Here is a 26,379-nt window from a genome sequence, read left to right on the forward strand (position 1 = left end):
AAGGCCCGGCAGATGCACGCCCCGGGGGCGCCCCCGTTCATCACCTGCGACCGTGGCTGCGGCGTCTGCCGCACGATGCCGTGGAGGGACCGCCGCCGACGTCGGGGCCACCCCGTAGACGACGGCCGGCCCGCCGCGGACGGCACCCGCGTGAACACGGTGGCGCCGGGCGGGGATCGTGGCCATGAACAGGGTGAAACAGCCGAGCAACCGCGACGGCTTTCCCGGGACGCCTCCACCATCGGTGACGGTGCCAGCGGCGTTACGGTCCCCTCCGCCACGCCCATCAGGGCCCGGGCGACGAGCAGACCGAGGAAGCCGGTCATCCGCCCGCCGCGGAGAAACAGGAGAAAAGAACCATGGCGGCGATCAGAATCGGTTTGCGTCTGCCGAGCTTGTCCAACAGACAGCCGGCAACCAGCCGAACGGTGCCCACGTGAGTGCCAGCACTCCAAACGGTGTGCCCAGCTCGGTGTTGGACAGGTGGCTATCCTCGCTGAAGTGATCTTGGTGAGGACTCTGCCGGTCCTGACGAACCGCGCAGTCGCCCGCTGACCGGCGGTCTCGGCCGGCGCTGCCGTGCAAGGGGGTCACGCAGAAGAGGTGTCCGGCCGGAAGGTGACGTTGTCACCGGTGAAGCGCGCGTCGAGTCCGACAGTCGTGGCGGTGACCGATCGCAGGTGCAGCCCTTCAGGGAGGCTGCGCAAACGAACAGGTTCTGCCAGTACCTTGTCGAGCGCGACTCGTCCGGGAGCCGGCAGATGTCCCTGGACGACGAGCACATGCGAGAAGGCGATGCGGTTGTCGGAGAGGACCGTGACGGCCGTGCTCACAGTCGCCTCCCCGCTCAATGGGAGGACGAGGCGCGCCCTGACCCGCCCCGGTTCTGTGTCCTGGGAGACCTGGACCCCGAGCGCATCCGACAAGTCCTCGTAGGACAGGACCGCCGTCGCATTGACAGCGCGTGCGCGGGCCTGGTCGGCGTCACCGGAGGTTCCCAAGCCGTCCAGCCCGGCGGTGAGCCTCGTCACCGGCAGCGGCCGGCTGGTGCCTCGGGCCGGTAGGTCATCGGCAGTGATGTCCACGTGCCGCAAGGTGCCGGAGGCCAGTTGCGTCAGGACGGGGAATCCACGGACGTCGACCGACGGGCGTTTCGGCGTCCCCATTCCTTGCTGGAAGGCTTCGGCCGTACGGCTCTCCGCCCGGCCTGTGGCCACGCGGTCGACGGTCACGAAAGCCGCCCCCACCATGGCCAGGCACACGACGGCTGTGACGGCTCTGCGGAGCACTCGGGGCGACGCGTCGACGGACACGGAGTCGGCGCCGGACCCGGGCCGACGCCCAGGGCCGTCGTCATGGCGGTGCGGGGTCATGACCATCCTTCAGGGGGTGTTGCCGAAAGGCCGCCGAGCCGGGCGGCCGGGTGCCCCGGCACGCTTACGCGCACCCATCTGCTCGGGACGCGGGAGCCGGGGTACGGGCGTTGCCGCATGAGGCTCTGCCACACCCAGCGGTGGAGGTCGCGGGCGAGCGAAACGACTCGCCGCGGATGTCCTGGCCGACCACCTGGCAGCGGTGACGTCGCCTCCTCCGAGCGGCCGCGGGTCCCGCGCCGATCACCCCCGGTCAGCCGGCGCGACCGGCCGCTGCGAGGTCGAGGGCGATGTCCGTGATCATGTCCTCCTGGCCGCCGACCATCTTGCGCCGACCGACTTCGACGAGGATCGCCCGGGTGTCGAGGCCGTGACGGCGGGCGGCGGCCTCGGCGTGCCGGAGGAAACTGGAGTACACGCCCGCGTAGCCGAGGGTGAGCGTCTCGCGGTCGACCCGCACCTCGCGGTCCTGCAGAGGACGTACGAGGTCGTCGGCGGCGTCCATCAGGGGGAACAGGTCGCAGCCGTGCTGCCAGCCCATCAGGTCGGCGACCGCGACGAACGCCTCCAGCGGGCAGTTGCCCGCCCCGGCGCCCTGTCCGGCGAGGGAGGCATCGACGCGGGTGACGCCGTTCTCGACGGCGACGACGGAGTTGGCGACGCCCAGGCCGAGGTTGTGGTGGGCGTGGATGCCGAGTCCGGTGGCCGGGTCGAGGACGTCGCGGTAGGCGCGGACGCGGTCGCGGACGCCGTCCATGGTGAGCCGGCCGCCGGAGTCGGTGACGTAGACGCAGTGGGCGCCGTAGGACTCCATCAGTTTGGCCTGGCGGGCGAGTTCGGCGGGGTCGGCCAGGTGGGACATCATCAGGAAGCCCGCGACGTCCATGCCCAGGTCGCGGGCGGCGGCGATGTGCTGGGCGGCGATGTCGGCCTCGGTGCAGTGGGTGGCGACGCGGACCGAACGGATGCCGAGCGCGTGGGCATGCCGCAGGTCGCGCAGGGTGCCGATGCCGGGCAGGAGGAGCGTGGTGGGCACCGCGTGCCGGACGCTGTCGCAGACGGCCTCGATCCATTCCCAGTCGGTGTGGGCGCCGACGCCGTAGGTGATGCTGGAGCCGGACAGGCCGTCGCCGTGGGCGACCTCGATCGCGGCGGCCCCGGCGGCGTCCAGGGCGGTGGCGATGGTGCGGGCCTGGTCGACGGTGTAGCGGTGGCGTACGGCGTGCATGCCGTCCCGCAGGGTCACGTCCTGTATGTACAGGGCGGGCGGCTGCGTGGGCAGTTGGTTCGCGGTCATCGGGAGACCACCTCCGTGGAGCGGTGTGCGGCCATGCGTTCGGCGGTGCGCAGGGCGGCCGAGGTCATGATGTCGAGGTTGCCGGCGTAGGCGGGCAGGTAGTGGGCGGCGCCCTCGACCTCCAGGTAGACCGAGACCTTCGCGGCGTCGGCGGACCGTGCGTCGGCGGGCAGCAGCGAGCGCAGGGGATCGTCGCCGGTGACGCGGTCGAACTGCACCTTCTGCTTGAGGCGGTAGCCGGGCACGTACGTCTGGACGCGGGCCACCATCTCCTCCACCGAAGCGGTCGCCGCGGCCTCGTCGCACTCGCCGACCAGGCAGTGCACGGTGTCCCGCATGATCAGCGGGGGTTCGGCCGGGTTCAGGACGATGATCGCCTTGCCGCGGGCCGCGCCGCCGACCTGTTCGATGGCCGCGGAGGTGGTTTCGGTAAACTCGTCGATGTTGTCCCGCGTACCGGGTCCGGCCGAACGCGAGGAGATCGAGGCGACGATCTCGCCGTAGTGCACCGGGGTCACGGCCGCGACGGCGGCCACGATCGGGATGGTGGCCTGGCCGCCGCAGGTGACCATGTTGACGTTCGGCGCGTCGAGGTGGGCGTCGCCGTTGACGGGCGGGACGACGTACGGGCCCAGCGCGGCGGGCGTCAGGTCCACCACCCTGCGCCCCAGTGAGCGCAGCACCTCGTCGTGTCGGCGGTGCGCACCGGCGGAGGTGGCGTCGAAGACGATCTCCACGTCCGCGAAAGCGTCCAGCTTCACCAGGCCGTCCACGCCCTCGTGGGTGGTGGCGACCTTGAGGCGGCGGGCGCGGGCCAGGCCGTCCGAGTCGGGGTCGATCCCGACCATCGCGGCGATCTCCAGAGACTCGGAGAGCCGCAGGATCTTGATCATGAGATCGGTGCCGATGTTGCCCGACCCGATGACCGCGACCTTCGTGCTCATGCTCCAGCTCCTTCCGTGCGAGCGGACGCGAACGCCGTCGTGACCGTGCCGAGCCCTTCGATGTGCGCGGTGAACTCGTCGCCCTCAACGGCGACCGCCATCGGGCCGAGCGCCCCGGTCAGGACGATGTCGCCGGTCCGCAGCGGATCGCCCAGGCCGGCGAGTGTGGCGGCGAGCCAGAGGGCGGCGGTGAGCGGACTGCCCAGACAGTCTGCGCCGGTGCCCCGCGAGACGGTCTCGCCGTTCTTCGTCAGGGTCATCCGTACGGCGTGCAGGTCGACCCGGTCCAGGGGCACGGGCGTGCCGCCGAGGACGTACAGGCCGCAGGAGGCGTTGTCGGCGACGGTGTCGACGATGCTGATGTCCCAGTCGGCGATCCGGCTGTCCACGATCTCCAGCGCGGGCAGCGCGAACGCCGTGGCCCTCAGGAGGTCGGCGACGGTCGGGTCGCGGTACGGCAGGTCCGCCCCCAGCACCAGGGCGACCTCCGCCTCGACCTTCGGCTGGAGCAGTCGTCCGGCGGCGACCGGCTGTCCCTCGGGCACTGCCATGTCGGCGAACAGGGCGCCGAAGTCCGGTTGGCCGACGCCGAGTTGACGCTGCACGGCGGGCGAGGTCAGGCCGATCTTGCGGCCCACCAGCCGGCGGCCGGCAGTGACGCCGCGCTCCACGTGCAGGCGTTGCACGGCGTACGCGGCCTCGAGGTCCCCCTCGGGCAGGAGCGTGCGCACCGGGGCGCACGGGGCACCGGTGCGGGCGGCTTCCTCAAGGACGGCCGCCGCCCTGGCGACGGCATCGGCGGACTCGTGGGGGCTCACGTTCGACCCCGGCGCGGACTGGTGCGACGGTGCGGAGCGGACATGCGGGCTACCTCCAGGGCGGGGAGACATGGGGCTGTCGGAGAGGCGGCGGGTGGCCGTCCGTCGATCCACCACAGGTATAGGAGTGCGGTCGCAGCAGTGGCAAAATTCGTTCCATGACACGGAACAGCGCGCAGGGGAACATGCTCGACAAGGCGGCTGCCGTCCTGGACTGCTATCGCCCGGACGGCGGCGCGTTCCGTCTCACAGAAATCACGGCCCGTACAGAGCTGGCCAAGACGACAGCGTTCCGTCTCTGCGCCGACCTCGTACGCCTCGGTCTGCTCGAACGTGACGGCGAGACCTACCGGCTCGGCGGCAAGCTCTTCGAGCTGGGGTCGCTGGTGCCGCGCCGGCTCGACCTGCGGGAGGCGGCGCTGCCGTTCCTCCAGGACCTCTTCGAGGCCACCCACGAGACCGTGCACCTGGGCGTACGAGAAGGACACGACGTGGTCTACGTCGAGCGGATCCACGGCCACCAAGCCCTGTCGCTGCCCTCCCGCATCGGCGGACGGCTCCCCCTGACCTGCACCGGTGTCGGCAAGGCACTCCTGGCCTTCTCCGGCTCCGAGTTGGTGGACGAGGTACTGGCCGCGCCGCTGCCCCGCCTCACCCCCCAGTCGGTCACCGACGCCGTGCGGCTGCGCACCGCCATCGAGCAGATCCAGGTGTCCGGCCTCGCCTACGAGGAACAGGAAGCCGCCCTCGGCGTCAGTTGTATCGCCTCGCCCGTCTTCGACGGACCGACAGCGGTGGGCGCCCTGTCGGTCGCCGTACCGCGCGCCCGGTTCCACCCTGCCCGGCTGGCGCCCGCCGTACGGACGGCCGCTCTGGGCCTGTCCCGCGTACTGCGCGCGGGCAGCGGCACGTCGCGCGGCACCTCTTACTGAGACGTCGCCGGGCACCTGTCCGTGCCCGGCGGAAGAACCCGGGCGCCCAGCCGCACCCCTGAATCACACCTGCCGCGGTCCTTGACGCCCACTCCCGCCACTCTTACCGTAGCGATCGCTCCAGTCGCTGTAGTGAACGCTACAAGAAGGCCGGATGTCGGCGTGCGTACCGCTGCCGGATCCTGTGGCCGCCCGACTTCCGCGTTGCCTTCCCAGCGGCCCTACGTCCCCCCTTCGCTCCCTCGGTGAGGTGTTCCATGGCTGTTACCGGACAAGTTGACCCGCGCGGCATCAGACGACGCGGCGTGCTCAAGGCGGCGTTGCCGCTCGGGGTCGCCGCGACAGCCCTCGGAACCGTGCCGGCGAGCGCGGTCGACAGCGCGTCCTCAGACGCTCCGGCACCCCGCGGCCGGGACCGTATCGACGTGCACTGCCATCTGATCCCGGACTTCTACCGCCGTTCCCTGGCGGCGCATGGCGTCACCGCGATCGGGGGCGTGCCGGTCCCGGCGTGGAGCCCGGCGCTCGCGGTCGACTTCATGAACCGCTACGGCATCCAGACCCAGGTAGTGTCCGTCTCCGAACCCGGAGTCACCTACCTGTCCTCCCCGAAGGCCCGGGTGGAGATGGCACAGCGTCTGAACACCTACACCAGCCGGGATCTGGTTCACACGAAGTCCGCACGCCTGAAGGGACGCTTCGGCGGATTCGCCGTCCTGCCTCTGGGCGGCACCGTCGACGAGCGGGACGTCGCACGTGCCGTCACCGAGGCCGAGCGGGCCGTGGGCGACCTGAAGCTGGACGGTGTCGGCATCTTCAGCAGCTACGGCGGAAGGTACTTGGGCGATCCCGTGTTCGAGCCCCTGATGAAGGCGCTCGACGACCTGGGCGCCATGGTGTTCGTCCACCCGGTGACCCCGCAGGGCTACCCGGACCTCGGACTGCCACCGTTTCTGTACGAGTTCACGTTCGACACCACCCGCGCACTGGTCAACATGCTCTACAGGGGCGTGTATCAGCGCTACCCGCGCATCCGCTGGCTCGCCGCCCACGCAGGCGGCACTCTGCCCTACATCTCCTACCGCACCAGCCTGCTGACCCTCACCCCGGCGATCGCCCAGCAGGTGGGCGCCACCGGTGCGGACGCCAGCAGCCCGTACTTCCGCAAGCTCTTCTACGACACCGCCCTGTCACCGGCCCCCCAGGCCATGAAATCGGTGCGGGAACTGGCCGGTACCCAGCACATCCTCTTCGCCACCGACTGGCCCTTCACGAGCGCCTTGTTCCCGGCGACCGGAGACCCCGCACCGCAGTTGGACCAGACGTTCGCACCTGCTGAGCGGCTGGCTGTCGAACGCTCCAACGCCCTGGCGCAGTTTCCCGCGCTGGCCGCGAGGATCGGGGCCGTTCCGGCCTGAGCCCGGCGCGGCGACGGCGCCCCACCTCTGTCTCTGTGAGTGAGTCGCGGCGTGCGCCGCGGCCCGGTCGTACCGCCGGGCCGCGGCGCTCTTCATTGCTGTCTCGCTCCGACGAGGACCCGTTCACGCCATCGGACGTCCGCCTCGGCTTCCTCGGCGCCGCGTGCACGCCGTCCGACGACGGTGCCCGCCCATCCGAGAAGGAATCCCACCGGGATCGCCAGCACGGCGGTGGACTGCAACCCGATGACGTGGAAGTGACGCCCCGGCAGGAGTGAGGCAGGTGTGCCGGAGAAGGAGAGGGAACATACGTACAGAGCGGTGGTGCAGAGAACGCCGCCGTACACGGTCCACAGCAGACCGGTCCGGTTGTACCGGCTCCAGAACAGTCCGTACAGACAGGCAGGAAGGACCGTGGAGGCGGCGAGAGTGAGGGCCAGGTGGGTCAGGGACTGAATGTTCCGCCCCTGGGCCATCGCCGCCAGGAAGACGCCGAGACCGCCCACGGCGGCCACGGCCCATCGGGCCGAACGGACTTCCCGATACCCCGACATGCGGCCCCGGCGCACTGCGTGCGCGTGCAGGTCGTGGGCCAGCGCGGCCGCCGCGCTCAACGCGATGCCGGCGACCACCGCCAGTACGGTGACGAAGACGGAACACGCGACGGCGGTGTACAGCACGCGGCCTAGAAGTCCCGAGGTGCCACCCTCCAGGTTCCCGGCCAGGAGGACAAGGGCCGTCTGGCCGCTGCTGTCGACGGCACGAATCTTCTGACCTCCCACCACATCGGCGGCACCAAGTCCCGCGATGACGACGCAGAGGCAGAACACGGCCATGATGGCGACGGCGTAGCGGGTCGCCCGCCGCGCGGCGGCCCCGTCGGCGGCCGAGTTGATCCTCATCAGAACGTGCGGCATGCACGCGCCGCCCAGGACGACGGACAGTTGCAGGCTCAGGAAGTCGAGGCGCCCGACGGCGCTGTCACCGAGGGCGTGACCGGGTTCGACATAGCGGTCGCCGAGCCCGCTCCCCTGCTCGGCCGCGGTCAGCAGAGCACCTGGGTCGAAGTCGTGGCGCCGCAGGACCAGGAAGGCGAGCAGCAGCATGGTGGTGATGACCACGACCACCTTGACGATCTGGACCAGACTCGTCCCTCTCATGCCGCCGAGCACCGTGTAGCAGATCATCACCGATCCCACGAAGACGGTGCAGACCTGCTGGGCACCTTGGCTCGTGAGACCGAGCAGCAGCGCCGTGGCGCTGCCGGCTCCGGCCAGTTGGAGAACGAGGAAAGGCAGGCAGACGGCCAAGGTGGCCGTGGCCGCGGCGACGCGGGACGAGGAACCCGGCGAACGCAGCGCGAAGGCATCGCCCAGGGTGTAGCGGCCGGCGTTGCGCAGCGGGCCGGCGAGCACCAGGAACACGCCGACGGCCAGACAACTGCTGACCGCCAGTGAGACGCCGTCGTACCCGGCCACGGCCACCAGACCGGAGACCCCCATGAGTGTGGCGGCCGATATGTAGTCCCCGGTGAGCGCCAACGCGTTCTGCATCGGCGTCAGTGACTGGCTGCCGGTGTAGAAGTCGGACGCGGTCTCGCCCTCGGGGCCGGCCAGAACACACAACAGCAGGGACAGGACGATGAACACCATGAAGGCGGTCAACACCGTCGCCCGATCGTCGGAACCGCCCGAGACCGACGTGAACTGCGTGGCAAGCGACAGCCCGGTCATCTCTGTCTCCCCGGTGCCGGGAACGGCCATCCGGACATGGCGTCCGCGAGGCCCGGCTGCGGCTGAGCCGAGTGCGGGAGGTGCGCGGCACGGCGTCGTACCTCGTCGACGAGTGGATCGGCGTGCCTCCGGAGAGCGCGGTCGTACCACCAGGAGGTCAGCAGCAGCACGGTCAGCTGCAGAGCGCCCAGCGCTGCGCCCAGGGGCATTCCGCTCGCCGGACGGTCCGCGAACAGCTCGCCGACCGCGCCGGAAAGCAGCGCGGTGACCAGGAAGGCGACACCGTTGACCGCCAGGAACCGCCGACGCGCACCGGCGTGCGTGCGGTGGAGTACATGCAGGGGCCCGGCGCCGGTGTCCAGGGCCGGGTCGTCGGTCGGTCCGTTGCCGGGCCGGTGAGGAAGGACGCACATGAGCTGGTCCTTTCGCGAGACGGAGTGGTCATTCACTGGAGGTCTGCGACATGACCGATCCCTGGTGCCTTGTGGCAGGAAGGCCGGGGGGGCGTGCCGCGGGCTGAACAGCGCGAAACGGGAAGGCACGGGCACGTACGGCCGAAGGCGCCCGGAACGGCCGGGTCGCAAGGCGCTGCCCGCGATCGGGCTGTGAGGGTGGGCGGGCGGCGCGGGTCCCCCCGCCCGGCCATGGAGAGTCCGGCGGGTACGGTCGCCCCGCCGGTGGTGAAGTGACCGTACGCGGGTCAGTAGTCCGCGATACCCCTGCCGCTGAGAGCGGGCACGGTGTTCTCGGGACGGGCCAGGGAGCGGGCGCCGAGGCGGAACTGGTTGAGCTTGTCCACGATGGTCTGGCCGACGGGGAGATGCCCCCAGATGCTGATGCCCTGGTGGGTGGTGGGTTCCCAGGTGGTCTCGTCGATGACGATCGGGTTCCAGCCCACTTCCCACTCGAAGCCCGAGGGTGTGCGGGCGTAGTAGGAGAGCTCGTTGTCGTTGGTGTGCTGGCCTACGGACAGGGCCATGCCGAAGCCGAGTTCGTGCACGCGCTGGTAGCTCTGGGCGACGTCGTCGAGGTTCGCGGCCTGGATGTTGAGGTGCTGGACGCGGGTGCGGACCGGGTCGATGGCCAGCCCGCGGGTGCCGACGACGGCGACGGAGTGGTGGCGTTCGTTGACGCGCAGGAAACGGATCCTGAGTTTGACGCCGCTGATGGTCTCGTCGATGTAGTCGGTCAGGCGGGCGTCGAAGACCGTGTTGAAGTAGCCGCGGATCTGCGTGGGCTTGGTGGAGGTCAGCGCGATGTGTCCCATGCCCGAGTCCCCGGTGACGAAGCCGGAGGCGAGCATGCGCAGCGGCTCGGCCGACTTCACCGGGGTGGTGTAGATCTCCTGGGTGATGCCCTTGGGTCCGGGGAAGCGCAGCAGGCGTTCGACGCCGCGCAGCGCGGCGTCCTCGTCCGTACCGACGGTGAGTGGGACGCCGTGGGCACGGATGCGGGCCTCGATCTGCTCGAAGGCGGTGTGGTCGTCGATGTGCCAGCCCGTGGCGACGACATCCTCGGCCGGTCCGCGCCGCAGCAGGAACCGGCACTCCTGGTCGTCCAGGCGGAAGCGCATCAGGTCGCGGGAGAGGGCGTCGTGATGCATGCCGATGGCGTCGGTGCCGAACCGGCGCCAGTCGGTGAAGCGGTTGGTCTCGATGACGACGTAGCCGAGGTGGACGGAGCCGAAGACGGAGGGAGCTGTGGTCACTGCGGTGCTCATCGGCGGCCTGCCAGGAAGTCGGCGCACAGCCGGTTGAAGAGTTCGGCGCGCTCGAACTGAACCCAGTGCCCGGTGTTGGCGACCAGGTAAAGGTCGCAGTTGGGCATGCGCTCGGCCAGCATCCGGCCCCCGGACGGCCGGTTGACCTTGTCCTGTGCCCCCCACAGCACCAGCGTGGGCACGGGCAGCCGGGACAGGCGCGGGTCGCGGGTGAAGTCCATCTTCCACACAGTGCGCAGGGCATTGGGGCCCGAGGGCCGTCGCAGCGGCGGCGCGGCGATCACCTCGGGGTCAATGCTGGCCCGGTAGCGCTCGTCGATCGCGGAGTCCGGGACGTCTGCTGCGTTGAAGACGAGGTAGTTACGGATGAACTTCTCCAGTTTCGGCCGCGAGGGGCCGTCACCGGTGTAGTAGTTCAGCAGGCTGTTGAGGCCGGGGGTGGGCAGGGCGCGGGTGGTGCCGATGCCGCCGGGGCCCATGAGGACCATGCGCTCGACCCGGTCGGGGGTGTCCAGGGCCAGGCGCAGCGCGCAGGCACCGCCGTAGGAGTTGCCGACCAAGTGGGCTTTCCCCAAGCCCAGTTCGTCGAGCACTCCCCGGATGCCGTCGGCCAGGTACCCGAAGGGGTCGGCGCCGTCGACGCCCTTGGTGCTGCGTCCGTAGCCGGGCAGGTCGGGCACGATGACCCGGTACTCCTTGGCCAGCTCCGCCACGTTGCGGCCGTAGTTGGAGACGCCGGAGGCTCCTGGGCCGCCGCCGTGCAGCAGCAGGACCGGCGGGCCGTCGCCGGTCTCCGCGGCGAAGATCTTCCGCCCGCCGATGTCGTACGTCGTCTCCTGCATCGTCGGCAGGCCGGTCGGTGTCGTCGTCATGATGCAGGTGTCCTCACTGGGCGGTGGACGCGGTCGGGCGGGAGGTCGTGGACGGCGTGAAGCCACGGGGCGGCGGCGGGAGCGGGGCGTCCTCGGGAGCCGCGGCGTAGACGTAGGCGTCGGGGCGCAGGGCGAGCGTGACGGCGTCGTGCCGGGTCATCCAGGGCAGCAGAACTCCGTCGCTGTCGACGAGGGTGCCCTCGGCCGGCCGGGAGCCGGCGGGGGTGACGGTCAGGCAAGGAACGCCCGAGGGCCAGGCGGACTGGGGCGTGGCCGTGCCGGCGTGCAGGAGGAGCCATCGGCCGCCGAGCGCGTCGTCGAGGCGGACGCGGGTGCCGTCGGGGCCGGTGACCCAGGGCTGGGGGACCTGGTGGCCGGTCGCCCTGGTGCGGAAGCGGGCCTGCAGGCCGGCGTCGTACCGTGCGACGGGTATCCAGCTCGAGTCCTGCAGCCAGTCGCCGAAGCCCGGTATGTGGCCCAGGGCGCGCAGGGCGCCGTTGCGGACGCGCGCGATCCGCGTGCGGCGTTCGGTGATGATCCGGCCGACGAACACCGCCCGCTTGGTGACCTCCTTGACGTGTGGCTTGCGCTCGGCCTCGTAGCTGTCGAGCACTGCCTCGGGCAGTTCGCCGCGCAGGACGGCGTCGAGTTTCCAGCAGAGGTTGGCCACGTCGCGCACGCCTGCGGCCATGCCCTGGCCGATCCACGGAGGCATGGCGTGGGCGGCGTCGCCGGCGAGGAAGACCCGGCCCATGCGGAAGCGGCTGGCGAAGCGGACGTGGTGGCTGTAGACGGTGGCGCGCAGGACCTCGACGCTGTCGCGGGAGATGCCGTACCGGGCCACCAGCCGGTACACGGCCTCCTCGGTGGTCAGTTGCTTCTCGTCGTCGCCGGGCAGGATCGGGAACTCCCACCGGTGGTGACCGAGCGGGGTCGGGCAGTCCACGGCGGGACGGGCCGGGTCGCAGTGGAAACGCAGCTTGTCGTGGTCCGGCCAGGGCTTGAGCATCTTCGTGTCGATGACCACCCAGCGGTCCTCGTACGTCTTGCCCTCGTAGCCGATGTTCAGCTGGGCGCGGGTGAGGCTGGAGCCGCCGTCGGCCGCGATCACATAGGAAGCGCGCAGCCGGTGGACGGAGTCGTCGGCCCTGCCGACCACCGTCAGTTCCACCCCGTGGGTGTCCTGGCGCACGCGCAGACACTCGTGGCGCAGCAGCACCCGCACGCTGGGGTAGCGGTCGACGCCGTCCCGCAGGACCTGCTCCAGCGCGGGCTGGTAGATGAACATCTGCGGCGGATGGCCGTGGCCGCGCGGTGTGGGGCGCGCGCTGAGGAACGGGCGGCCGTTCGCGTCGACGAAGTCGACGGGCCGTTCGGTCAGCATGTCCTGCTTGAGCCGCTCGGCCAGGCCGATCCGCTGCCAGATGCGGACGACCTCCTCGTCGGTGGAGATGGCCCTGGCGCGGCTGAAGATCTCCGCATCGCTCTCCAGGACGACGACGCGCAGGCCCATGGCGCCCAGCAGGTTCGCGGCGGTCACGCCCGTGGGCCCGTACCCGATCACCGCAACGTCGTAGGCACTGTTCTCGGTCTCTGTTCCGGCCCTGATCTCACTCACACCAGGCCACCTCACTGTCGTTCATGGTGCACGGCTCTTGCTGCAGCTCTTGTTGTAACGCTCACTCCAATTGGAGCAGATGCTACGGTATGCTTGCAGCCGGAGACGGTCAAGAGCCGGCGTGGACGGCACAGAGGAGGGGTTACCAGCCATGACGAGGCCGCAGACGACCCGCAAGAAGCGCGCGAACGGGGTGGAGTCGCGGCAGCGCATCCTCGACGCCGCCGTGGAGATCGCAGGCGAGCGGGGATACGAGGGCACGTCGATCGCGGCGGTCAGCGCCAAGTGCGGCCTGCCCGCCAGCTCGATCTACTGGCACTTCAAGGACAAGGACGACCTGATCGCCGCGGTCATCGAGCGCAGCTTCGACACCTGGCTGGCCGCGGTCGTGCTTCCGGGCGAGGAGACCGGCACCCCGCTGGAGCGGATCACCGCCATGGCGGGCAACGTGGCGAAGTCACTGGTCGATGCCCCCGACTTCCTCCGCCTGGGTCTGATGCTCGCGCTGGAACGACGCCCCGCCGAACCCCGCGGCCGGACGGTGTTCCTCCAGGTCCGCGCCATCGCGCACGCGAAGATCGCCGAGGTGACCGAAACGCTCTTCCCCGGCCTCGACGGGGAGGCCGTCGATATCCTGGCGACCTACGCCGTCGCGGGCGCTGACGGACTGTTCGTACATCGGGAGATCAACGGCGACGCCGTCGACCTCGTGGCACTGTTCGAACTGCACGCCCAGCTGGTCTACGACGCGGCGACGCGCATGGCGGCAAGGAGCGAGGCATGACCCCGCCCGGCCGACGACGCGAGGAAGCCGCCCGGCTGCTGCGCGAGGCCGAACGCCGCACGACACCGGTCGAACCGCTCTCCACGACGCTGCCCGGCCTCGATCTCGCCGACGCCTACGCGGTCCAGCAGGACAACATCGCCCACCGGCTGGCCGCCGGGGCGACGGTGATCGGCCACAAGGTCGGCCTGACCTCCGCCGCCATGCAGCAGCTCCTCGGCGTGCACGAGCCGGACTTCGGGCACCTGCTGGACGACATGGTCCACCGCGACGGCGGCACCGTACGCGCCACTCGCTACTGCGGCCCGCGCGTCGAACCCGAGATCTGTTTCCGCCTCGCCCGGCCGGTGCGCGGCCCCGGGGCGACCGTCAAGGACGTACTGGCCGCCACCGAGGCGGTCGCTCCCGCACTGGAGATCGTCGACAGCCGCATCCGCGACTGGCGGATCACCCTGGTCGACACCGTCGCGGACAACGCCAGCTCCGCCGGGCTGGTCTGCGGCTCCTGGACACCGATGGAGTACGCGCCCGACCTCGCGGCGGTCACCGTGGACCTGCACGTGAACGGGGACCACGTGGCCTCCGGCAGCGGCGCGCAGGTCCTGGGCCACCCGGCCGCCGCGGTCGCCTGGCTGGCCAACACCCTGGCCGCCTTCGGTATCGGACTGGACCCCGGACACGTGATCCTGCCCGGCGCCATGACCACCGCCCCCTTCGTCAGCGCGGGGCAGAAGGCGGAGGCCCGTTTCGACGCCCTCGGCTCCGTTTCGGTGTCCTTCGTCTGACCGGCCGTCCGCCCTCCATCCCGCCTGAGACGTGAAGGCCGAGCTCGCGACGCGCCTCCCCACCCGCCCCCGATCAGCTCCCCCGGTCTCCCAGGGCCCTTCAACCGCCCCGCCGGTCTCCTTCGGCGTCCCGGGGCACCAACGCCCCGCGCCTGCTCATCGCGTGGTTCGGCAGCGCCCCTTGGACGGCCGGGAGGACGCGGCTCCCCGCAGCACCCCGTAGACCGCATGAAAGGCCGCTTCATGTCCCCTTCGGCACAGCGCATCGACGTCCACCAGCATGTGGTGCCCGACTTCTACCGGAACGAGCTCGCCAAGGCCGGCATCGCCGACGCCGGCGGACGGGCCCTGCCCGACTGGAGCCCCGAGTCGGCACTGCAGCTGATGAACCTCCTCGGCACCACCACCGCGATCCTGTCCGTCTCGACACCCGGCGCCGGCTTTCTCACCGGCCCCGGCGAGTCCGCCGACCTGGCCCGACGCCTCAACGACCACTCCGCGGCCCTGACGGCCGACCCCCCCGGCCGTTTCGGCTTCTTCGCCACCCTGCCCATGCCCGACGCCGACGCCTCCGCCGCCGAGGCCGCGCGGGCACTGGACGACCTGCGCGCCGACGGCGTCACCTTGCTCGCCAACAACCGGGGCAGCTACCTCGGATCCGCCGGCCAGGACGAGCTGTGGCGCACCCTGAACGACCGTGGTGCGGTGGTCTTCGTACACCCGGCGGAACTGCCCGCTCCGCCCGTCGACGGCATTCCCCCCTTCGCCGCCGACTTCCTGCTGGACACCACCCGCGCCGCCTACCTCCTGGTCCGCAACGGCATCCCGCGCCGCTACCCGGACATCCGGTTCATCCTCAGCCACGGGGGTGGCTTCATTCCCTACTCGTCGCACCGCATGGCCGTCACCATCGCCAATGACACCGCGCGCAGCCCGCTCGACGTGCTGGACGACTTCCGCTCCTTCTACTTCGACACCGCCCTGTCCTCCAGCCCCGCCGCCCTGCCGACCCTGCTCGCCTTCGCCCGCCCCGGACGCATACTCTTCGGCAGCGACTGGCCCTTCGCCCCCACTCCCGCCGCGCAGTACTTCGCCAACGGCCTCGACGGCAACGTCGACCCGGGCGCGCTCACGGCTGTCAACCGCACCACCGCCGAAGCGCTCTTCCCGCGTCTGGCCACCACTCCCCCGACGCCGTCCCCAGCTGTCCCGGCCCCGGTGCGCCTGCGCCAGGCAGCCCAGCGCACCGCCGCGCGTCTTGTCTTCAAACTCCTCCAGCCCGGCACCGACTGAGACGGGTTCCTCATGTCCACCACGCCCTACCAGAAGCCCGACCATCAGACCGAGGACAGGCAAGAGGCCGTTGCGACCGGCCGCGCCGGCCACCACGGCGTGCTCTTCGCCATGTGCCTGTCCCTGGTCCTGGTCGTCGCGTCCGTCTCCGCGCTCAACCTCGCCATGCCCGACCTGGCCATCGACCTGTCGGCGACCAACAGCTCGCTGACCTGGATCGCCGACGGCTACACCGTCGCCCTGGCCGCTCTCGTCCTGCCCCTCGGCGCCATCGGTGACCGCGTCGGTCGCCGCAATGTCCTCCTCGTGGGCACCGTCGTCTTCGGCGCAGCGTCCCTGGCCGCCTCCTACGCGGACTCCACCACCACCCTCGTCGTCTGGCGGGTCGTCATGGGCCTGGGGGCCGCGATGATCATGCCGGGCACCCTGTCCACGATCACCGCCGCCTTCCCTCCCGAGCAGCGCGCCAAGGGCGTAGCCACCTGGTCCGGGTTCGCCGCGGCGGGCGCCATCATCGGCATGCTCGCCGCGGGGGCTCTGCTGGAGTGGTACTCATGGCGGTCGATCTTCGTCACCAGCGCCGCAGCCGCCCTCGTCGCCGCCGTCGCCGCCCTCGTCCTGGCGCCCGACACCAAGGACGAGCACCCGTCCCCGCCCGACGTGTCCGGGGCCGTGTGCACCGCCGTCGGCATCGGCACCCTCGTCTTCGCCATCGTCGAGGGCAACGAGCAGGGCTGGACGGATCCCGCGGTGATCGTCGCCCTCGTCGTCACGGTGGTGGCCTTCACCGCGTACGCCTGGCTCGGCCTGCGCAATCAGCACCCGCTGCTCGACCCCTCGCTGTTCGGCATCCGCGGCTTCCGGGCGGGCGCGATCACCGTCCTCGTGCAGTTCATGGCCGTCTTCGGGTTCTTCTTCGTCGGCCTGCAGTACCTGCAGCTGATCCTCGGCTACAGCCCGCTCAAGGCAGCCGCCGCCCTCGTCCCCGTCGCCGTCGTCGTCCTGCCCACCTCCCAGGCCACCCCTCACCTGGTGCGACGGGTCGGCATGAAGGTCACCATGACCGTCGGTCTGCTCCTGCTGAGCGCCGGCCTGTTCGTCATCTCCCTGCTCCACGTCGACTCCGGATATCTGCCGTTCCTCGGAGGTCTCGTCCTGGCGGGCTTCGGCATCGGCCTGTCCGGATCCGTGGGCACGGCCGCCATAACCGGCTCACTCGGCCGCGGCCAGCAGGGCGTCGCCTCCGCGATGAACGACACCACCCGCGAGGTCGGCTCAGCGGTCGGCATCGCCCTCATGGGCTCGATCTACGGCAGCCACTACCGCTCCAGCCTCCCCGCCTCCCTCGACGAGCTCCCCACCGAAGCCAGCGAAGCCGCACGCGACTCCGCCGCCGCGGGCCTCCATGTCGCCGATCAACTCGGTGCCCGGGGCGCGGCCCTTACAGACGGCGTCAAGTCCGCCTTCATGGACGGCCTGTCCGCCTCACTCATCGCCGTCAGCATCATCGTCCTGGCCGCAGCGATCGGCTGCCTGTTCCGCGCGCCGAAGGCACCGCCGACGGTCGACTGACTCCGGCACGGCGGCAGTTCACCATCGCCGGCACACTCGACGACGCTCCAGTCGCGGAGATCGACGGCAGCCTCATCCGACTCCTGACGTTCGGCCACCTGCTCAAGCAGACGCAGTACCCCAAGCCGGCGCAGACCTGACAGGCGATGCTGGCGACGAGGCGGCGGCCCGCGGCCTGTCGGCCGCCTCACCCTGGGCGTCAGCGCGGCCGGGTCACCTGCAACGACGTCGAGTGGCCCGAGGACGTCAACACCTACCGGCGGGGCGTTGCCGAGGACGGCGAACGCTACCCGCTGCACGGCGCCACCACCGCCAACATCACACCGTGCGCCTTCTGGCCGTACACCCCCGCCGAACCGCCGGTGGAGATCGACGCCGAGGGCCCGCGCAAGGTGCTGCTCCTGCCGAACCGGCGGGACGAGTCGACCCTGCGTCGGGACGGGAAGATGCTGCGCGAGAAGTTCGGCGACCCGGGCGCGGTTTTCGTCCCCCACCGCACGACATCGAACGTCAGGAAAGGAGGAACCAGGTCGAAAGGCGGCCCTCCCGACGAGCCCGCTCGGTGGGCTTCGCATCAAGGTCGTCGGGGAGTCGGAGTGTCACGCCACACAGACTTGATACCAGGTCGGTATCAAAGTGGCGCGGTCGGGCCGCGTTCTCCGCTCGCACCGCCACTGCGGAGGTGCAGCAGAGACTTCCGCTTCGGGCGTCATCCGAGCGTCAAGAATCTCCGAACGACCCCCTGAAGGCGTCGCCGATGCAGGCACCTCGCTAACGAATCCGCAGGTCAGCGAACTGAAAAGATCGATCCGTCGCTCGAACCGCTGCACGGAGGGAACCAGGTCGAGTAACCCACCCGGACAACAAAAGCGCAGGTCAGGGCCTCTTGCCCGCAGGTTCGAGGATCGCGACGCACTCCACATGGTGCGTCATCGGAAACAGATCGAACGCCCGAAGCATCCGCACCCGATACCCCCCATCCCGGAAGTACCCCAGGTCCCGCGCCAACGCAGCCGGATCACACGCCACGTACGCGATCCGCCGCGCGCCCAGCGAGGCCAGATGCTCCACCGTCTTGCGGCCCGCCCCCGCCCGCGGCGGGTCGAGGACGATCAGGTCGACCTCCGTGATGCCCGTGCGCGGCAACACGCTCTCGACCTTGCCCTGTTCGATGCGGACACGGTCGAACTCGGCGAGGTTGTGCCGCGCGTCCTCCACCGCCCGCTTGCCGGACTCGATGCCGAGGACCGCGCCCTGGTCGCCGACGCGGTCGGCGAGGGCGCCGGCGAAGAGGCCGACACCGCAGTACAGGTCGAGGGCCATGTCGCCCTTGCGCGGCAGCAGGCCCTGCATGACCGCGGTCACCAGGGTGTCCGCGGCCTTCGGGTGGACCTGCCAGAAGCCGCCGTTCCCGACGCGGTGCGTGCGGCCGTCCGCGCGTTCGCGGACGAAGGGGCGGCCGTGGACACGATGGACACCGCCGGTGCGCTCGTCCACGCGCAGGACGGAGACGGGGCGGTCGAGTTCGACGAGCGGGAGGCGCGCCCCGGGCTTCGGGGTGAGGATCACCTGGCGGTCCTGAGAGCCCGTCGCCGCGATCGCCTCGACGGAGTCCATGCCCGTCCAGACCCGCTTCTCGATGCCCAGCTCGCTGACACCCTCCGCGGCGATCATGCAGTGGTCGATGGGCTCCACCTCGTGCGAGCGGTGCCGGCGCAGTCCCGCCCGGCCGTCGGCGGTGACGGCGTACTGGACGCGGGTGCGCCACGCGGGGACCTGGCCCGCGGGCAGCTTGTCGCCCTCGGCGGGCACCACCGTGCCGTCCCAGCCGGCCTCCTCCGGGGTGAGCCCGGCGAGGTGCTGGAGCTGTTCGGCGATGACGTCGGCCTTCAGGCGTCGCTGCGCACCCGGCTTGGCGTGCTGCCAGTCGCAGCCGCCGCAGCGCCCGGGGCCGGCGAACGGGCAGGGCTCGTCGATCCGGTCCTTGGAGGCGTCGAGCACCGTCACGGCGTCGGCGCGCAGGTACCGCGCGCCCTGCTCGCCCTCCGTCACCCGCGCCACGACCCGCTCCCCGGGCAGCGCGTGCCGTACGAACAGCACCTGGCCCTCGGACGTGCGGGCGATGCAGTGACCGCCGTGGGCGACGGGGCCGACCTCGACCTCGTACTCCTCCCCCACCAGCGACTTCCTCGGTTCTGCCTGCATGGCGGGGTGACTCCAAAACGCGTGAGGGGAAAGGGCCGAACGGACACGGCCGGACAACAGCCCACCAGTCTACGTGGCTGCCGCCCGGCCGTTTCACACGAGCCGTCGCCTCACGACTTGTGCTCGGTGGACTCCTTCGACCGCACCTGCGCGGGACCGCGCCGCACCGACCCCGGCGCGTTCCAGTCCTGCTGCTTGCGGGCCCGCCGCTTGGCCGCCTCGGAGGACTGCAGCTGGTACGGCACCGAGGTCACCATGATCCCGGGCGTGAACAGCAGCCGGCCCTTCAGCCGCAGGGCGCTCTGGTTGTGCAGCAGGTGCTCGTACCAGTGGCCGACGACGTACTCGGGGATGATCACGGACACCGCGTCCCTCGGCGACTCCTTGCGCAGCCCCTTGACGTACTCGATGATCGGCCGCGTGATCTCGCGGTAGGGCGAGTCCAGGACCTTCAGCGGTACGTCGATGCCGCGCCGCTCCCACTCCTCGCGCAGGGCCTTGGTCTCCACCGGGTCGACGTTGACGCTCAGCGCCTCCAGCGAGTCCGAGCGCATCAGCTTGGCATAGGCCAGGGCGCGCAGCGTGGGGCGGTGGATCTTGGAGATCAGGACGACGGAGTGGACGCGGGAGGGCCGCACGCTGTCGTCGCTCGGGCCCTCGGGGGCGGCGATCTCGGCGGCGACCCGGTCGTAGTGCTTCCGGATGGCCGTCATCGTCGCGAAGAAGATCACCATGCCGAGCAGGGCGACCCAGGCGCCGTGCGTGAACTTGGTGACGAGGACGACGACCAGCACGAGGCCGGTGAAGAAGGCGCCGAAGGCGTTGATGGCGCGGGAGCGGATCATGTGGCGGCGCTTGGCCTGGTCCTTCTCGGTGGCCAGGTGCCGGTTCCAGTGCCGGACCATGCCGGTCTGGCTGAGCGTGAAGGACACGAACACGCCGACGATGTACAGCTGGATCAGGCGGGTGGAGTCGGCGCCGTAGATCCCCACCAGCAGTGCGGCGGCGCCCGCGAGGAGCACGATGCCGTTGGAGAAGGCCAGCCGGTCGCCGCGGGTGTGCAGCTGCCGCGGCAGGTAGCGGTCCTGGGCGAGGATCGAGCCGAGCAGCGGGAAGCCGTTGTAGGCGGTGTTCGCGGCGAGGAACAGCACCAGTGCGGTGGCCGCGGCCAGGACGATGAAGAGGAAGCTGCCGTTGCCGAAGACGGCCTCGGCGACCTGGGAGATCACCGGGTTCTGCACGTAGTCGGGGCCGAGCGGGACGCCGTTGTGGACGAGGTCCTTGGCCGGGTTCTCGGCCATGCGGACGTCACTCGCCATGGCGAGGCCGATGATGCCGCAGAACATGGTGACGGCCAGCAGGCCCATCATCGCGAGGGTGGTCGCGGCGTTCTTCGACTTGGGCTTGCGGAAGGCCGGGACGCCGTTGGAGATCGCCTCGACGCCGGTGAGCGCGGCGCAGCCGGAGGAGAAGGCGCGCAGCAGCAGGAAGACCAGGGCGAAGCCGGCCAGGCCCTGGTGTTCGGGCTTGATGACGTAGTCCGCCGTCGGTGCCCGCATGGTGTCGTCCAGGACCAGTCCGCGGAAGGCCCCCCAGGCGATCATGGTGAAGACGCCGGCGACGAAGACGTACGTCGGGATCGCGAACAGCGAGCCCGACTCCTTCACCCCGCGCAGGTTCATCAGCGTCAGAAGCACGATCACGCCGATCGCGCAGAGCACCTTGTGCTCGACCACGAACGGGATCGCGGAGCCGAGGTTCTCGATGCCGGAGGAGATCGACACCGCGACCGTGAGGACGTAGTCCACGAGCAGCGCGCTGGCGACCGTCAGGCCCGCCTTGGGGCCGAGGTTGGTGTTCGCCACCTCGTAGTCGCCACCACCGCTGGGGTAGGCGCGCACGTTCTGCCGGTACGAGGCGACCACGGTGAACATCAGCACGACGACCGCGACGGCGATCCACGGGCTGAAGTGGTACGCCGTCACGCCCGCGATCGACAGGACCAGCAGCACCTCGCCGGGCGCGTACGCCACGGAGGACAGCGGGTCGGAGGCGAAGACGGGGAGTGCGATGCGCTTCGGCAGGAGCGTTTCGCCCAGCCGGTCGCTGCGCAGTGCGCGCCCGATCAGGATCCGTTTGGGCACGTCGGTCAGTTTGGACACAACAGAGGATCGTAGGCCTTCGATTGCGGGGCCGCCCACCCGCCACCCTCCAGCGGCGTTCCGTCTGCTCTCCGAGTGAATTCAGAGGCGCATGCGGCTGCGGATTCCGCAGGCCACCCGCTTCCCATGCCTATATGACTAAGCCCTGTCCGTCACCCGGCCGTTGCCGCCCCTGGAGGTCCCATGCACACGCCCGCCCAGCTGATCGGCGCCGCGGCCACGCTCGTCACTCTCGGGATCCTCACGATGGCGAGCGTGCGCAGCATCAGCCGGCGCAAGGACGTGTCGCCGGGGGCGCGCTAGGGGGCGCGGAGCCCGGCTGCCCGGAGCGCTCCAGCCCCGCCACCCCCGCGCTCAGTTCCTCCCGCCCGATGCCGGCCGCCCGGGTCGAGGGGATCGTGCAGGCATAGGCGCCTGCCACCGTGCCGTGCAGGGCGCTGCGGTGGGGTGGGGTGCCGTTCAGCCAGGCGTAGAGGAACGCGGCGGCGAAGGCGTCGCCCGCGCCGTTGGAGTCGACGACCGGGGCCGGGGGCGCGGCGGCGGGTACGTGGGTGAGCTCCCCGTCGGCCAGCAGGTACGCTCCCTCCGCCCCGGCGGTGGCGACGACGATCCGGGCCCGGCCCCGCTCGGTGATCCGCCGCATGGTCCGCTCCGGGTCGGTCAGGGACGTGCTGGACAGGAAGACCAGGTCGGCCTGGTGGGCGAAGGGCTCGTGGTAGGGGTTGGAGCCATCCCAGTCGTGCAGGTCGGTGGAGATCGTGACGCCCGCCTCGCGCAGGGCGGGCAGCGCTTGGGCGCACGGCTGGGTGATGACGACGTGGGCGTGCCGGCTGACACCCGCGAGTGCGCGCACGGTGGCCTCGGGCAGCCGGTCCGTGTCGGCTGCGCGGGTGGCGTCGTAGAGGGACAGCCGCCTGCCGTCGGGGCCGACGAGATTGACCGCGCGCTTGGTGCCGAGCGGCTGCGGGACGGCGGTGAGCCCGATGCCGTGCTCCTGGTGCAGCGCGCGGACGAGGTCACCTTCGGGGTCGTCGCCGAGCAGGTCGAGGTGGTGCGTGCGCAGGCCCAGCGCGCTCGTCCCGAGGGCGACGAAGTCCCCGCTCTGGCCCGCCCGCGTCACGATTCCGGGCCGGATCATGTGGCTGTCCGCGAACGGCACGGGCAGCTCGGGCACGGGCACGATGGTGTCCACACCCGCGCCGCCCAGCACGAGGACGTCGATCTCGGTACTCATTGCGGGTTCCTCCCCGGGCCCGGGGCCCGGCAGGGCCCTCGGCAACCCCCTCGACTTTGCGGATACGTTGGAGTCGGGCAGCCGAACGCGGCACGGCCCCCGGAGGACATCATGACGTGATTCCACCGGCATGATGTTGCCCGGCGGCCCGCACGCAGGCCGCGACGTGATGCCTGGCGAGCCGAGAGAGAGACATGAGCACGACATTCATGAAGGCCAGAGGGCCTGCAGGAAGCGCGGTGTGACGCGATGCATATTGTCATCATGGGGTGCGGAAGGGTGGGTTCCGCACTGGCCCAGAACCTGGAGCAACAGGGGCACACGGTCGCCGTGGTCGACCAGGACCCCACCGCCTTCCGCCGGCTGGGCTCCTCGTTCGGCGGCCGCCGGGTCACCGGCGTCGGCTTCGACCAGGACACGCTGCGCGAGGCGGGCATCGAGGAGGCCGGCGCCTTCGCCGCCGTCTCCAGCGGTGACAACTCCAACATCATCGCCGCACGCGTGGCCCGCGAGATGTTCGGCATCGAGAACGTCGCCGCCCGCATCTACGACCCCCGCCGCGCGGAGGTCTACCAGCGCCTGGGCATCCCCACCGTCGCGACGGTCCGCTGGACGGCCGACCAGATGCTGCGCCGTCTGCTCCCCTCCGGCGCCGAGCCGCTGTGGCGCGATCCCACCGGCGGCGTCCAGCTCGCCGAGGTGCACACCTCCACCGCCTGGGTCGGCCACAAGATCAGCCGGATCCAGGAGGAGACCGGCGTGCGCGTCGCGTTCCTGACCCGGCTCGGCGAGGCGGTCCTGCCCACCTCGCAGACGGTGCTGCAGGAGGGCGACCTGGTGCACGTGATGATGCGCACCGACGAGGTCGACAAGGTCGAGGCGGCGTTCGCCAAGGGTCCCGAAGAGGAGGGCGGTCACTGATGAGGGTCGCCATTGCCGGAGCCGGCGCCGTCGGCCGCTCGATCGCGGGCGAACTGCTGGAGAACGGCCACGAGGTCCTGCTGATCGACAAGGCGCCGACCGCCATCTCGGTCGAACGCGTCCCGCAGGCCGAGTGGCTGCTCGCCGACGCCTGTGAGATCACGTCCCTGGACGAGGCGGCGCTCCAGCGCTGCAACGTCGTGATCGCCGCGACCGGCGACGACAAGGTGAACCTGGTCGTCTCGCTCCTCGCCAAGACGGAGTACGGCGTCCCGCGCGTCGTCGCCCGCGTGAACAACCCCAAGAACGAGTGGTTGTTCAACGAGTCCTGGGGCGTCGACGTGGCCGTCTCCACCCCGCGTCTGATGTCGGCCCTGGTCGAGGAGGCGGTGAGCGTGGGCGACCTGGTCCGCCTGCTCCGCTTCAGCCACGGCGACGCCAACCTGGTCGAGCTGACCCTGCCGGAGGAGTCGGCCCTGGCCGGCACGCAGGTCGGCGACGTCGAGTGGCCGCAGGACACGTCCCTGGTGACGATCATCCGCGGCAACCGTGTCCTGACCCCTTCCCGGGATGACTCCCTGGAGGCCGGCGACGAGCTCCTCTTCGTGGCCGCCCAGGCCCGCGAGGAGCAGCTGGAAGACCTGCTGTCGGTACGACGGAACGCGGCGGGCTGAGCACCTCCCCCCGCGGGGGGAACAGGCGGAAGGGGCGTCCCGAGTGCTCGGGACGCCCCTTCCGTCAGCTTCTGTCAGCTCTGGAGGTTCACTGCTCGGCGGACCGGGCGGCAGCCTGCCGCTCCCGCTCCTCGGCCGCCTTCTCCTCCGCGTCCATCTCCGCGAACACGTCGATCGGAGCGGGTGCCTTCGCCAGGAACACCCACGTCAGGTACACCGCGAGGAGGAACGGCGGGATCTTCAGGGCGACCAGGACCCAGCCGAGCTGCGTGGTGTCGGCCCACCAGTACAGCGGGAAGAGGATCGCGCACTTGGCGAGCAGGATCGCGCCCCAGGCGTAGCTGGCCTTCGCGTACGCCTTCTTGCGGCCCGGGTTCCGCGTGCGCCAGGAGAGGTTCTCCTTGAAGACCGGGCCGAGGATCAGCCCGATCAGCGGCACCCCGCACAGGGTGGTGATGATGTACGCGAGGCCCAGACCCAGCGTGTAGAGCATGCCGGGCAGGTAGAAGTCCTTGGCGTTGCCGGTCATCATCGCGAAGACGACACCGAAGGCCACGCCGAAGACACCGCTGAAGGCGTGCTTGACGGTGTCCTTCATCACCAGCCGGACCACGACCAGCACCAGCGACACGGCCAGCGCCGCGATCGCCGACAGGTGCAGGTCCTTGTTGATCGTGTAGATGGTGACGAAGAGGAGGCCGGGAAGCACCGTCTCCACCATGCCCCGCACGCCGCCGAACGCCTCGAACAGGGCGGCCTCGGTCACCGCCCGGGCGTCGTCCGCAGATGTCTCTTCGGTCGGCTTGTCGAGCGACGTCACCGGCTACTCCCGTCCGAGGGGTCTCAGTTCGTACTTGGGATTGAACAGCACCCGGCGGCCCCGGCTCATCGAGATCCGGCCCGATGCGATCAGTCTGCGCCCCGGCTCTATCCCCACGATGGAGCGCCTGCCGAGCCACACCACGTCCAGCGCGGCGGAGCCGTCGAACAGCTCGGCCTCCAGGGCCGGGACTCCGGCGCGCGGCCGAAGGGTGACCGTGCGCAAGGTACCAGTAACCGTCACTATCTCGCGGTCCCGGCAGTCTCCGATCCGGATGCAGCCGGCCGTCTCGGTGTCCTCCCGCAGTTCCTCGGACTCCAGGTCCTCCTGCGACGAGGAGAGCCGGTCGAGCATGCGCCGGAACCGGCCCACCGGCTTTTCGGAACGAGGGACAGCACTCATATCTGAAGCGTACCGGGGCGTACTGACGAAGGGCGAGGAGCCTATTTCTCGAAGCGATATCCCATCCCCGGCTCGGTGATGAAGTGCTTCGGGTGCGACGGATCCGCCTCCAGCTTCCGCCGCAACTGCGCCATGTACACGCGCAGATAGTTGGTCTCCGTCCCGTACGACGGTCCCCACACCTCCTGGAGCAGTTGCCGCTGCCCGACCAGGCGGCCCCTGTTGCGCACGAGGACCTCCAGCAGGTGCCACTCCGTGGGGGTCAGCCGGACGTCCTTGCCTGCACGGTTGACCTTCTTCGCGGCCAGGTCGACGGTGAACTCGCCGGTGTCGACGATCACGTCGTCCTCACCGCCGCCGGCCGGTTCGGCGCGGCGCACGGCGGCGCGCAGCCGGGCCAGCAGCTCGTCCATGCCGAACGGCTTGGTGACGTAGTCGTCGGCGCCCGCGTCCAGCGCCTGGACCTTCTCGTCGGAGGAATGCCGGGCGGACAGCACCAGGACCGGCACCCGGGTCCAGCCGCGCAGTCCCCTGATCACCTCGACGCCGTCCATGTCGGGCAGCCCGAGGTCGAGGACGATCACGTCGGGGTGGCGGGCGGCGGCGAGCCGGAGGGCGGTGGCGCCGTCATGGGCCGCGTCGACCTCGTACCTGCGTGCCCTGAGGTTGATCACGAGGGCGCGCACGATCTGCGGCTCGTCGTCGACCACGAGGACGCGGGTCATGAGGCCTGCCTTTCCGGTTCTGCCGCGTGGTCCGGTTCTGCCGCGTGCTGAAGCTCCTGGCGGGTTCCCGCCGCGCG

The 26,379-nt window shown here is 70.6% G+C and carries 23 protein-coding genes and 1 pseudogene; 9 read left to right on the forward strand and 15 right to left on the reverse strand.

Annotated features, from left to right (window positions below; genetic code table 11):
* Positions 1–590 precede the first annotated feature (590 nt).
* From G3I77_RS21825 to mhpD, 4 genes are all read right to left on the reverse strand, one after another.
* A complete protein-coding gene (locus G3I77_RS21825; RefSeq protein WP_248506274.1) occupies positions 591–1,232 on the reverse strand; it encodes a DUF2993 domain-containing protein in 642 nt (213 codons plus the stop codon).
* A gap of 394 nt (positions 1,233–1,626) precedes the next feature.
* Positions 1,627–2,670 carry a 4-hydroxy-2-oxovalerate aldolase gene (dmpG, locus tag G3I77_RS21830; protein WP_248506276.1) on the reverse strand — a complete coding sequence of 348 codons (1,044 nt, stop codon included), beginning with the start codon at positions 2,668–2,670 and terminating at the stop codon, positions 1,627–1,629.
* Positions 2,667–3,614, reverse strand: coding sequence for an acetaldehyde dehydrogenase (acetylating) (locus G3I77_RS21835; RefSeq protein ID WP_248506278.1), 948 nt, complete (start codon positions 3,612–3,614; stop codon positions 2,667–2,669). Before G3I77_RS21835 ends, dmpG begins: the two co-directional genes overlap by 4 nt.
* Entirely contained in the window at positions 3,611–4,432 is an 822-nt protein-coding gene (mhpD, locus tag G3I77_RS21840) for a 2-keto-4-pentenoate hydratase (RefSeq protein WP_248506280.1), read from the reverse strand. Before mhpD ends, G3I77_RS21835 begins: the two co-directional genes overlap by 4 nt.
* 185 nt (positions 4,433–4,617) lie before the next feature.
* Here mhpD and G3I77_RS21845 point away from each other — a divergent pair, with 185 nt between their 5' ends.
* Together G3I77_RS21845 and G3I77_RS21850 are read left to right on the forward strand one after the other, a co-directional pair.
* Positions 4,618–5,364 carry an IclR family transcriptional regulator gene (locus tag G3I77_RS21845; RefSeq protein WP_248506535.1) on the forward strand — a complete coding sequence of 249 codons (747 nt, stop codon included), beginning with the start codon at positions 4,618–4,620 and terminating at the stop codon, positions 5,362–5,364.
* Between the two features lie 257 nt (positions 5,365–5,621).
* Positions 5,622–6,782, forward strand: a complete 1,161-nt coding sequence (locus G3I77_RS21850; RefSeq protein WP_248506282.1) for an amidohydrolase family protein — start codon at positions 5,622–5,624, stop codon at positions 6,780–6,782.
* Positions 6,783–6,874: 92 nt separating this feature from the next.
* Here G3I77_RS21850 and G3I77_RS21855 read toward each other — a convergent pair whose 3' ends face one another.
* The 5 genes from G3I77_RS21855 to G3I77_RS21875 form a co-directional block, all read right to left on the reverse strand.
* A complete protein-coding gene (locus G3I77_RS21855; RefSeq protein WP_248506284.1) occupies positions 6,875–8,515 on the reverse strand; it encodes a cation acetate symporter in 1,641 nt (546 codons plus the stop codon).
* Positions 8,512–8,928 carry a DUF485 domain-containing protein gene (locus G3I77_RS21860; RefSeq protein WP_248506286.1) on the reverse strand — a complete coding sequence of 139 codons (417 nt, stop codon included), beginning with the start codon at positions 8,926–8,928 and terminating at the stop codon, positions 8,512–8,514. The genes G3I77_RS21855 and G3I77_RS21860 overlap by 4 nt, the downstream gene beginning before the upstream one ends.
* A 287-nt stretch (positions 8,929–9,215) precedes the next feature.
* Positions 9,216–10,235 (reverse strand): VOC family protein, encoded by a 1,020-nt coding sequence (locus tag G3I77_RS21865; RefSeq protein ID WP_248506288.1) that lies wholly within the window; start codon positions 10,233–10,235, stop codon positions 9,216–9,218.
* Entirely contained in the window at positions 10,232–11,107 is an 876-nt protein-coding gene (locus tag G3I77_RS21870) for an alpha/beta fold hydrolase (RefSeq protein ID WP_248506290.1), read from the reverse strand. Before G3I77_RS21870 ends, G3I77_RS21865 begins: the two co-directional genes overlap by 4 nt.
* A gap of 13 nt (positions 11,108–11,120) precedes the next feature.
* Complete coding sequence (locus G3I77_RS21875; RefSeq protein ID WP_248506292.1) at positions 11,121–12,725, reverse strand: bifunctional 3-(3-hydroxy-phenyl)propionate/3-hydroxycinnamic acid hydroxylase; 1,605 nt, start codon at positions 12,723–12,725, stop codon at positions 11,121–11,123.
* A 151-nt stretch (positions 12,726–12,876) separates the two neighbouring features.
* Between G3I77_RS21875 and G3I77_RS21880 the strand changes: the two genes are divergently transcribed.
* The 5 genes and pseudogenes from G3I77_RS21880 to G3I77_RS41230 form a co-directional block, all read left to right on the forward strand.
* Complete coding sequence (locus G3I77_RS21880) at positions 12,877–13,509, forward strand: TetR/AcrR family transcriptional regulator (RefSeq protein ID WP_248506294.1); 633 nt, start codon at positions 12,877–12,879, stop codon at positions 13,507–13,509.
* Positions 13,506–14,294, forward strand: coding sequence for a 2-keto-4-pentenoate hydratase (locus tag G3I77_RS21885; RefSeq protein WP_248506299.1), 789 nt, complete (start codon positions 13,506–13,508; stop codon positions 14,292–14,294). Before G3I77_RS21880 ends, G3I77_RS21885 begins: the two co-directional genes overlap by 4 nt.
* 243 nt (positions 14,295–14,537) lie before the next feature.
* The gene (locus G3I77_RS21890) at positions 14,538–15,587 is read left to right on the forward strand and encodes an amidohydrolase family protein (protein ID WP_248506300.1); all 1,050 of its coding nucleotides are present in this window, start codon (positions 14,538–14,540) and stop codon (positions 15,585–15,587) included.
* Positions 15,588–15,599: 12 nt separating this feature from the next.
* On the forward strand, positions 15,600–17,159 hold the full coding sequence (locus G3I77_RS21895; RefSeq protein ID WP_248506301.1) for an MFS transporter: 1,560 nt from the start codon (positions 15,600–15,602) through the stop codon (positions 17,157–17,159).
* Between the two features lie 146 nt (positions 17,160–17,305).
* Positions 17,306–17,638, forward strand: a pseudogene (locus tag G3I77_RS41230) (alpha/beta hydrolase); the annotation flags it as partial.
* A 397-nt stretch (positions 17,639–18,035) separates the two neighbouring features.
* Here the strand turns inward: G3I77_RS41230 and G3I77_RS21905 are convergent.
* The 3 genes from G3I77_RS21905 to G3I77_RS21915 all read right to left on the reverse strand — a co-directional run bounded on the left by G3I77_RS21905 (position 18,036) and on the right by G3I77_RS21915 (position 22,760).
* Positions 18,036–19,364 carry a class I SAM-dependent RNA methyltransferase gene (locus G3I77_RS21905; protein ID WP_248506305.1) on the reverse strand — a complete coding sequence of 443 codons (1,329 nt, stop codon included), beginning with the start codon at positions 19,362–19,364 and terminating at the stop codon, positions 18,036–18,038.
* 110 nt (positions 19,365–19,474) lie between these two features.
* Positions 19,475–21,526, reverse strand: a complete 2,052-nt coding sequence (locus G3I77_RS21910; RefSeq protein ID WP_248506307.1) for an APC family permease — start codon at positions 21,524–21,526, stop codon at positions 19,475–19,477.
* Positions 21,527–21,791: 265 nt separating this feature from the next.
* On the reverse strand, positions 21,792–22,760 hold the full coding sequence (locus G3I77_RS21915) for a PfkB family carbohydrate kinase (protein ID WP_248506309.1): 969 nt from the start codon (positions 22,758–22,760) through the stop codon (positions 21,792–21,794).
* Positions 22,761–23,009: 249 nt separating this feature from the next.
* On the opposite strand from G3I77_RS21915, the gene G3I77_RS21920 reads away from it, so the two are divergent.
* The gene (locus G3I77_RS21920) at positions 23,010–23,681 is read left to right on the forward strand and encodes a TrkA family potassium uptake protein (protein ID WP_094053911.1); all 672 of its coding nucleotides are present in this window, start codon (positions 23,010–23,012) and stop codon (positions 23,679–23,681) included.
* Positions 23,681–24,355, forward strand: coding sequence for a TrkA family potassium uptake protein (locus G3I77_RS21925; protein WP_248506311.1), 675 nt, complete (start codon positions 23,681–23,683; stop codon positions 24,353–24,355). Before G3I77_RS21920 ends, G3I77_RS21925 begins: the two co-directional genes overlap by 1 nt.
* A gap of 88 nt (positions 24,356–24,443) precedes the next feature.
* Here G3I77_RS21925 and G3I77_RS21930 read toward each other — a convergent pair whose 3' ends face one another.
* The 3 genes from G3I77_RS21930 to G3I77_RS21940 are packed head-to-tail and all read right to left on the reverse strand — an operon-like array spanning position 24,444 to position 26,302.
* A complete protein-coding gene (locus tag G3I77_RS21930) occupies positions 24,444–25,175 on the reverse strand; it encodes a DUF3159 domain-containing protein (protein ID WP_248506313.1) in 732 nt (243 codons plus the stop codon).
* A gap of 3 nt (positions 25,176–25,178) precedes the next feature.
* The gene (locus tag G3I77_RS21935) at positions 25,179–25,577 is read right to left on the reverse strand and encodes an OB-fold nucleic acid binding domain-containing protein (protein ID WP_248506314.1); all 399 of its coding nucleotides are present in this window, start codon (positions 25,575–25,577) and stop codon (positions 25,179–25,181) included.
* 41 nt (positions 25,578–25,618) lie between these two features.
* Entirely contained in the window at positions 25,619–26,302 is a 684-nt protein-coding gene (locus G3I77_RS21940; RefSeq protein ID WP_248506315.1) for a response regulator, read from the reverse strand.
* Between the last annotated feature and the right edge of the window lie 77 nt (positions 26,303–26,379).

This window comes from Streptomyces sp. D2-8, from assembly GCF_023184515.1.
Taxonomy (GTDB): domain Bacteria; phylum Actinomycetota; class Actinomycetes; order Streptomycetales; family Streptomycetaceae; genus Streptomyces.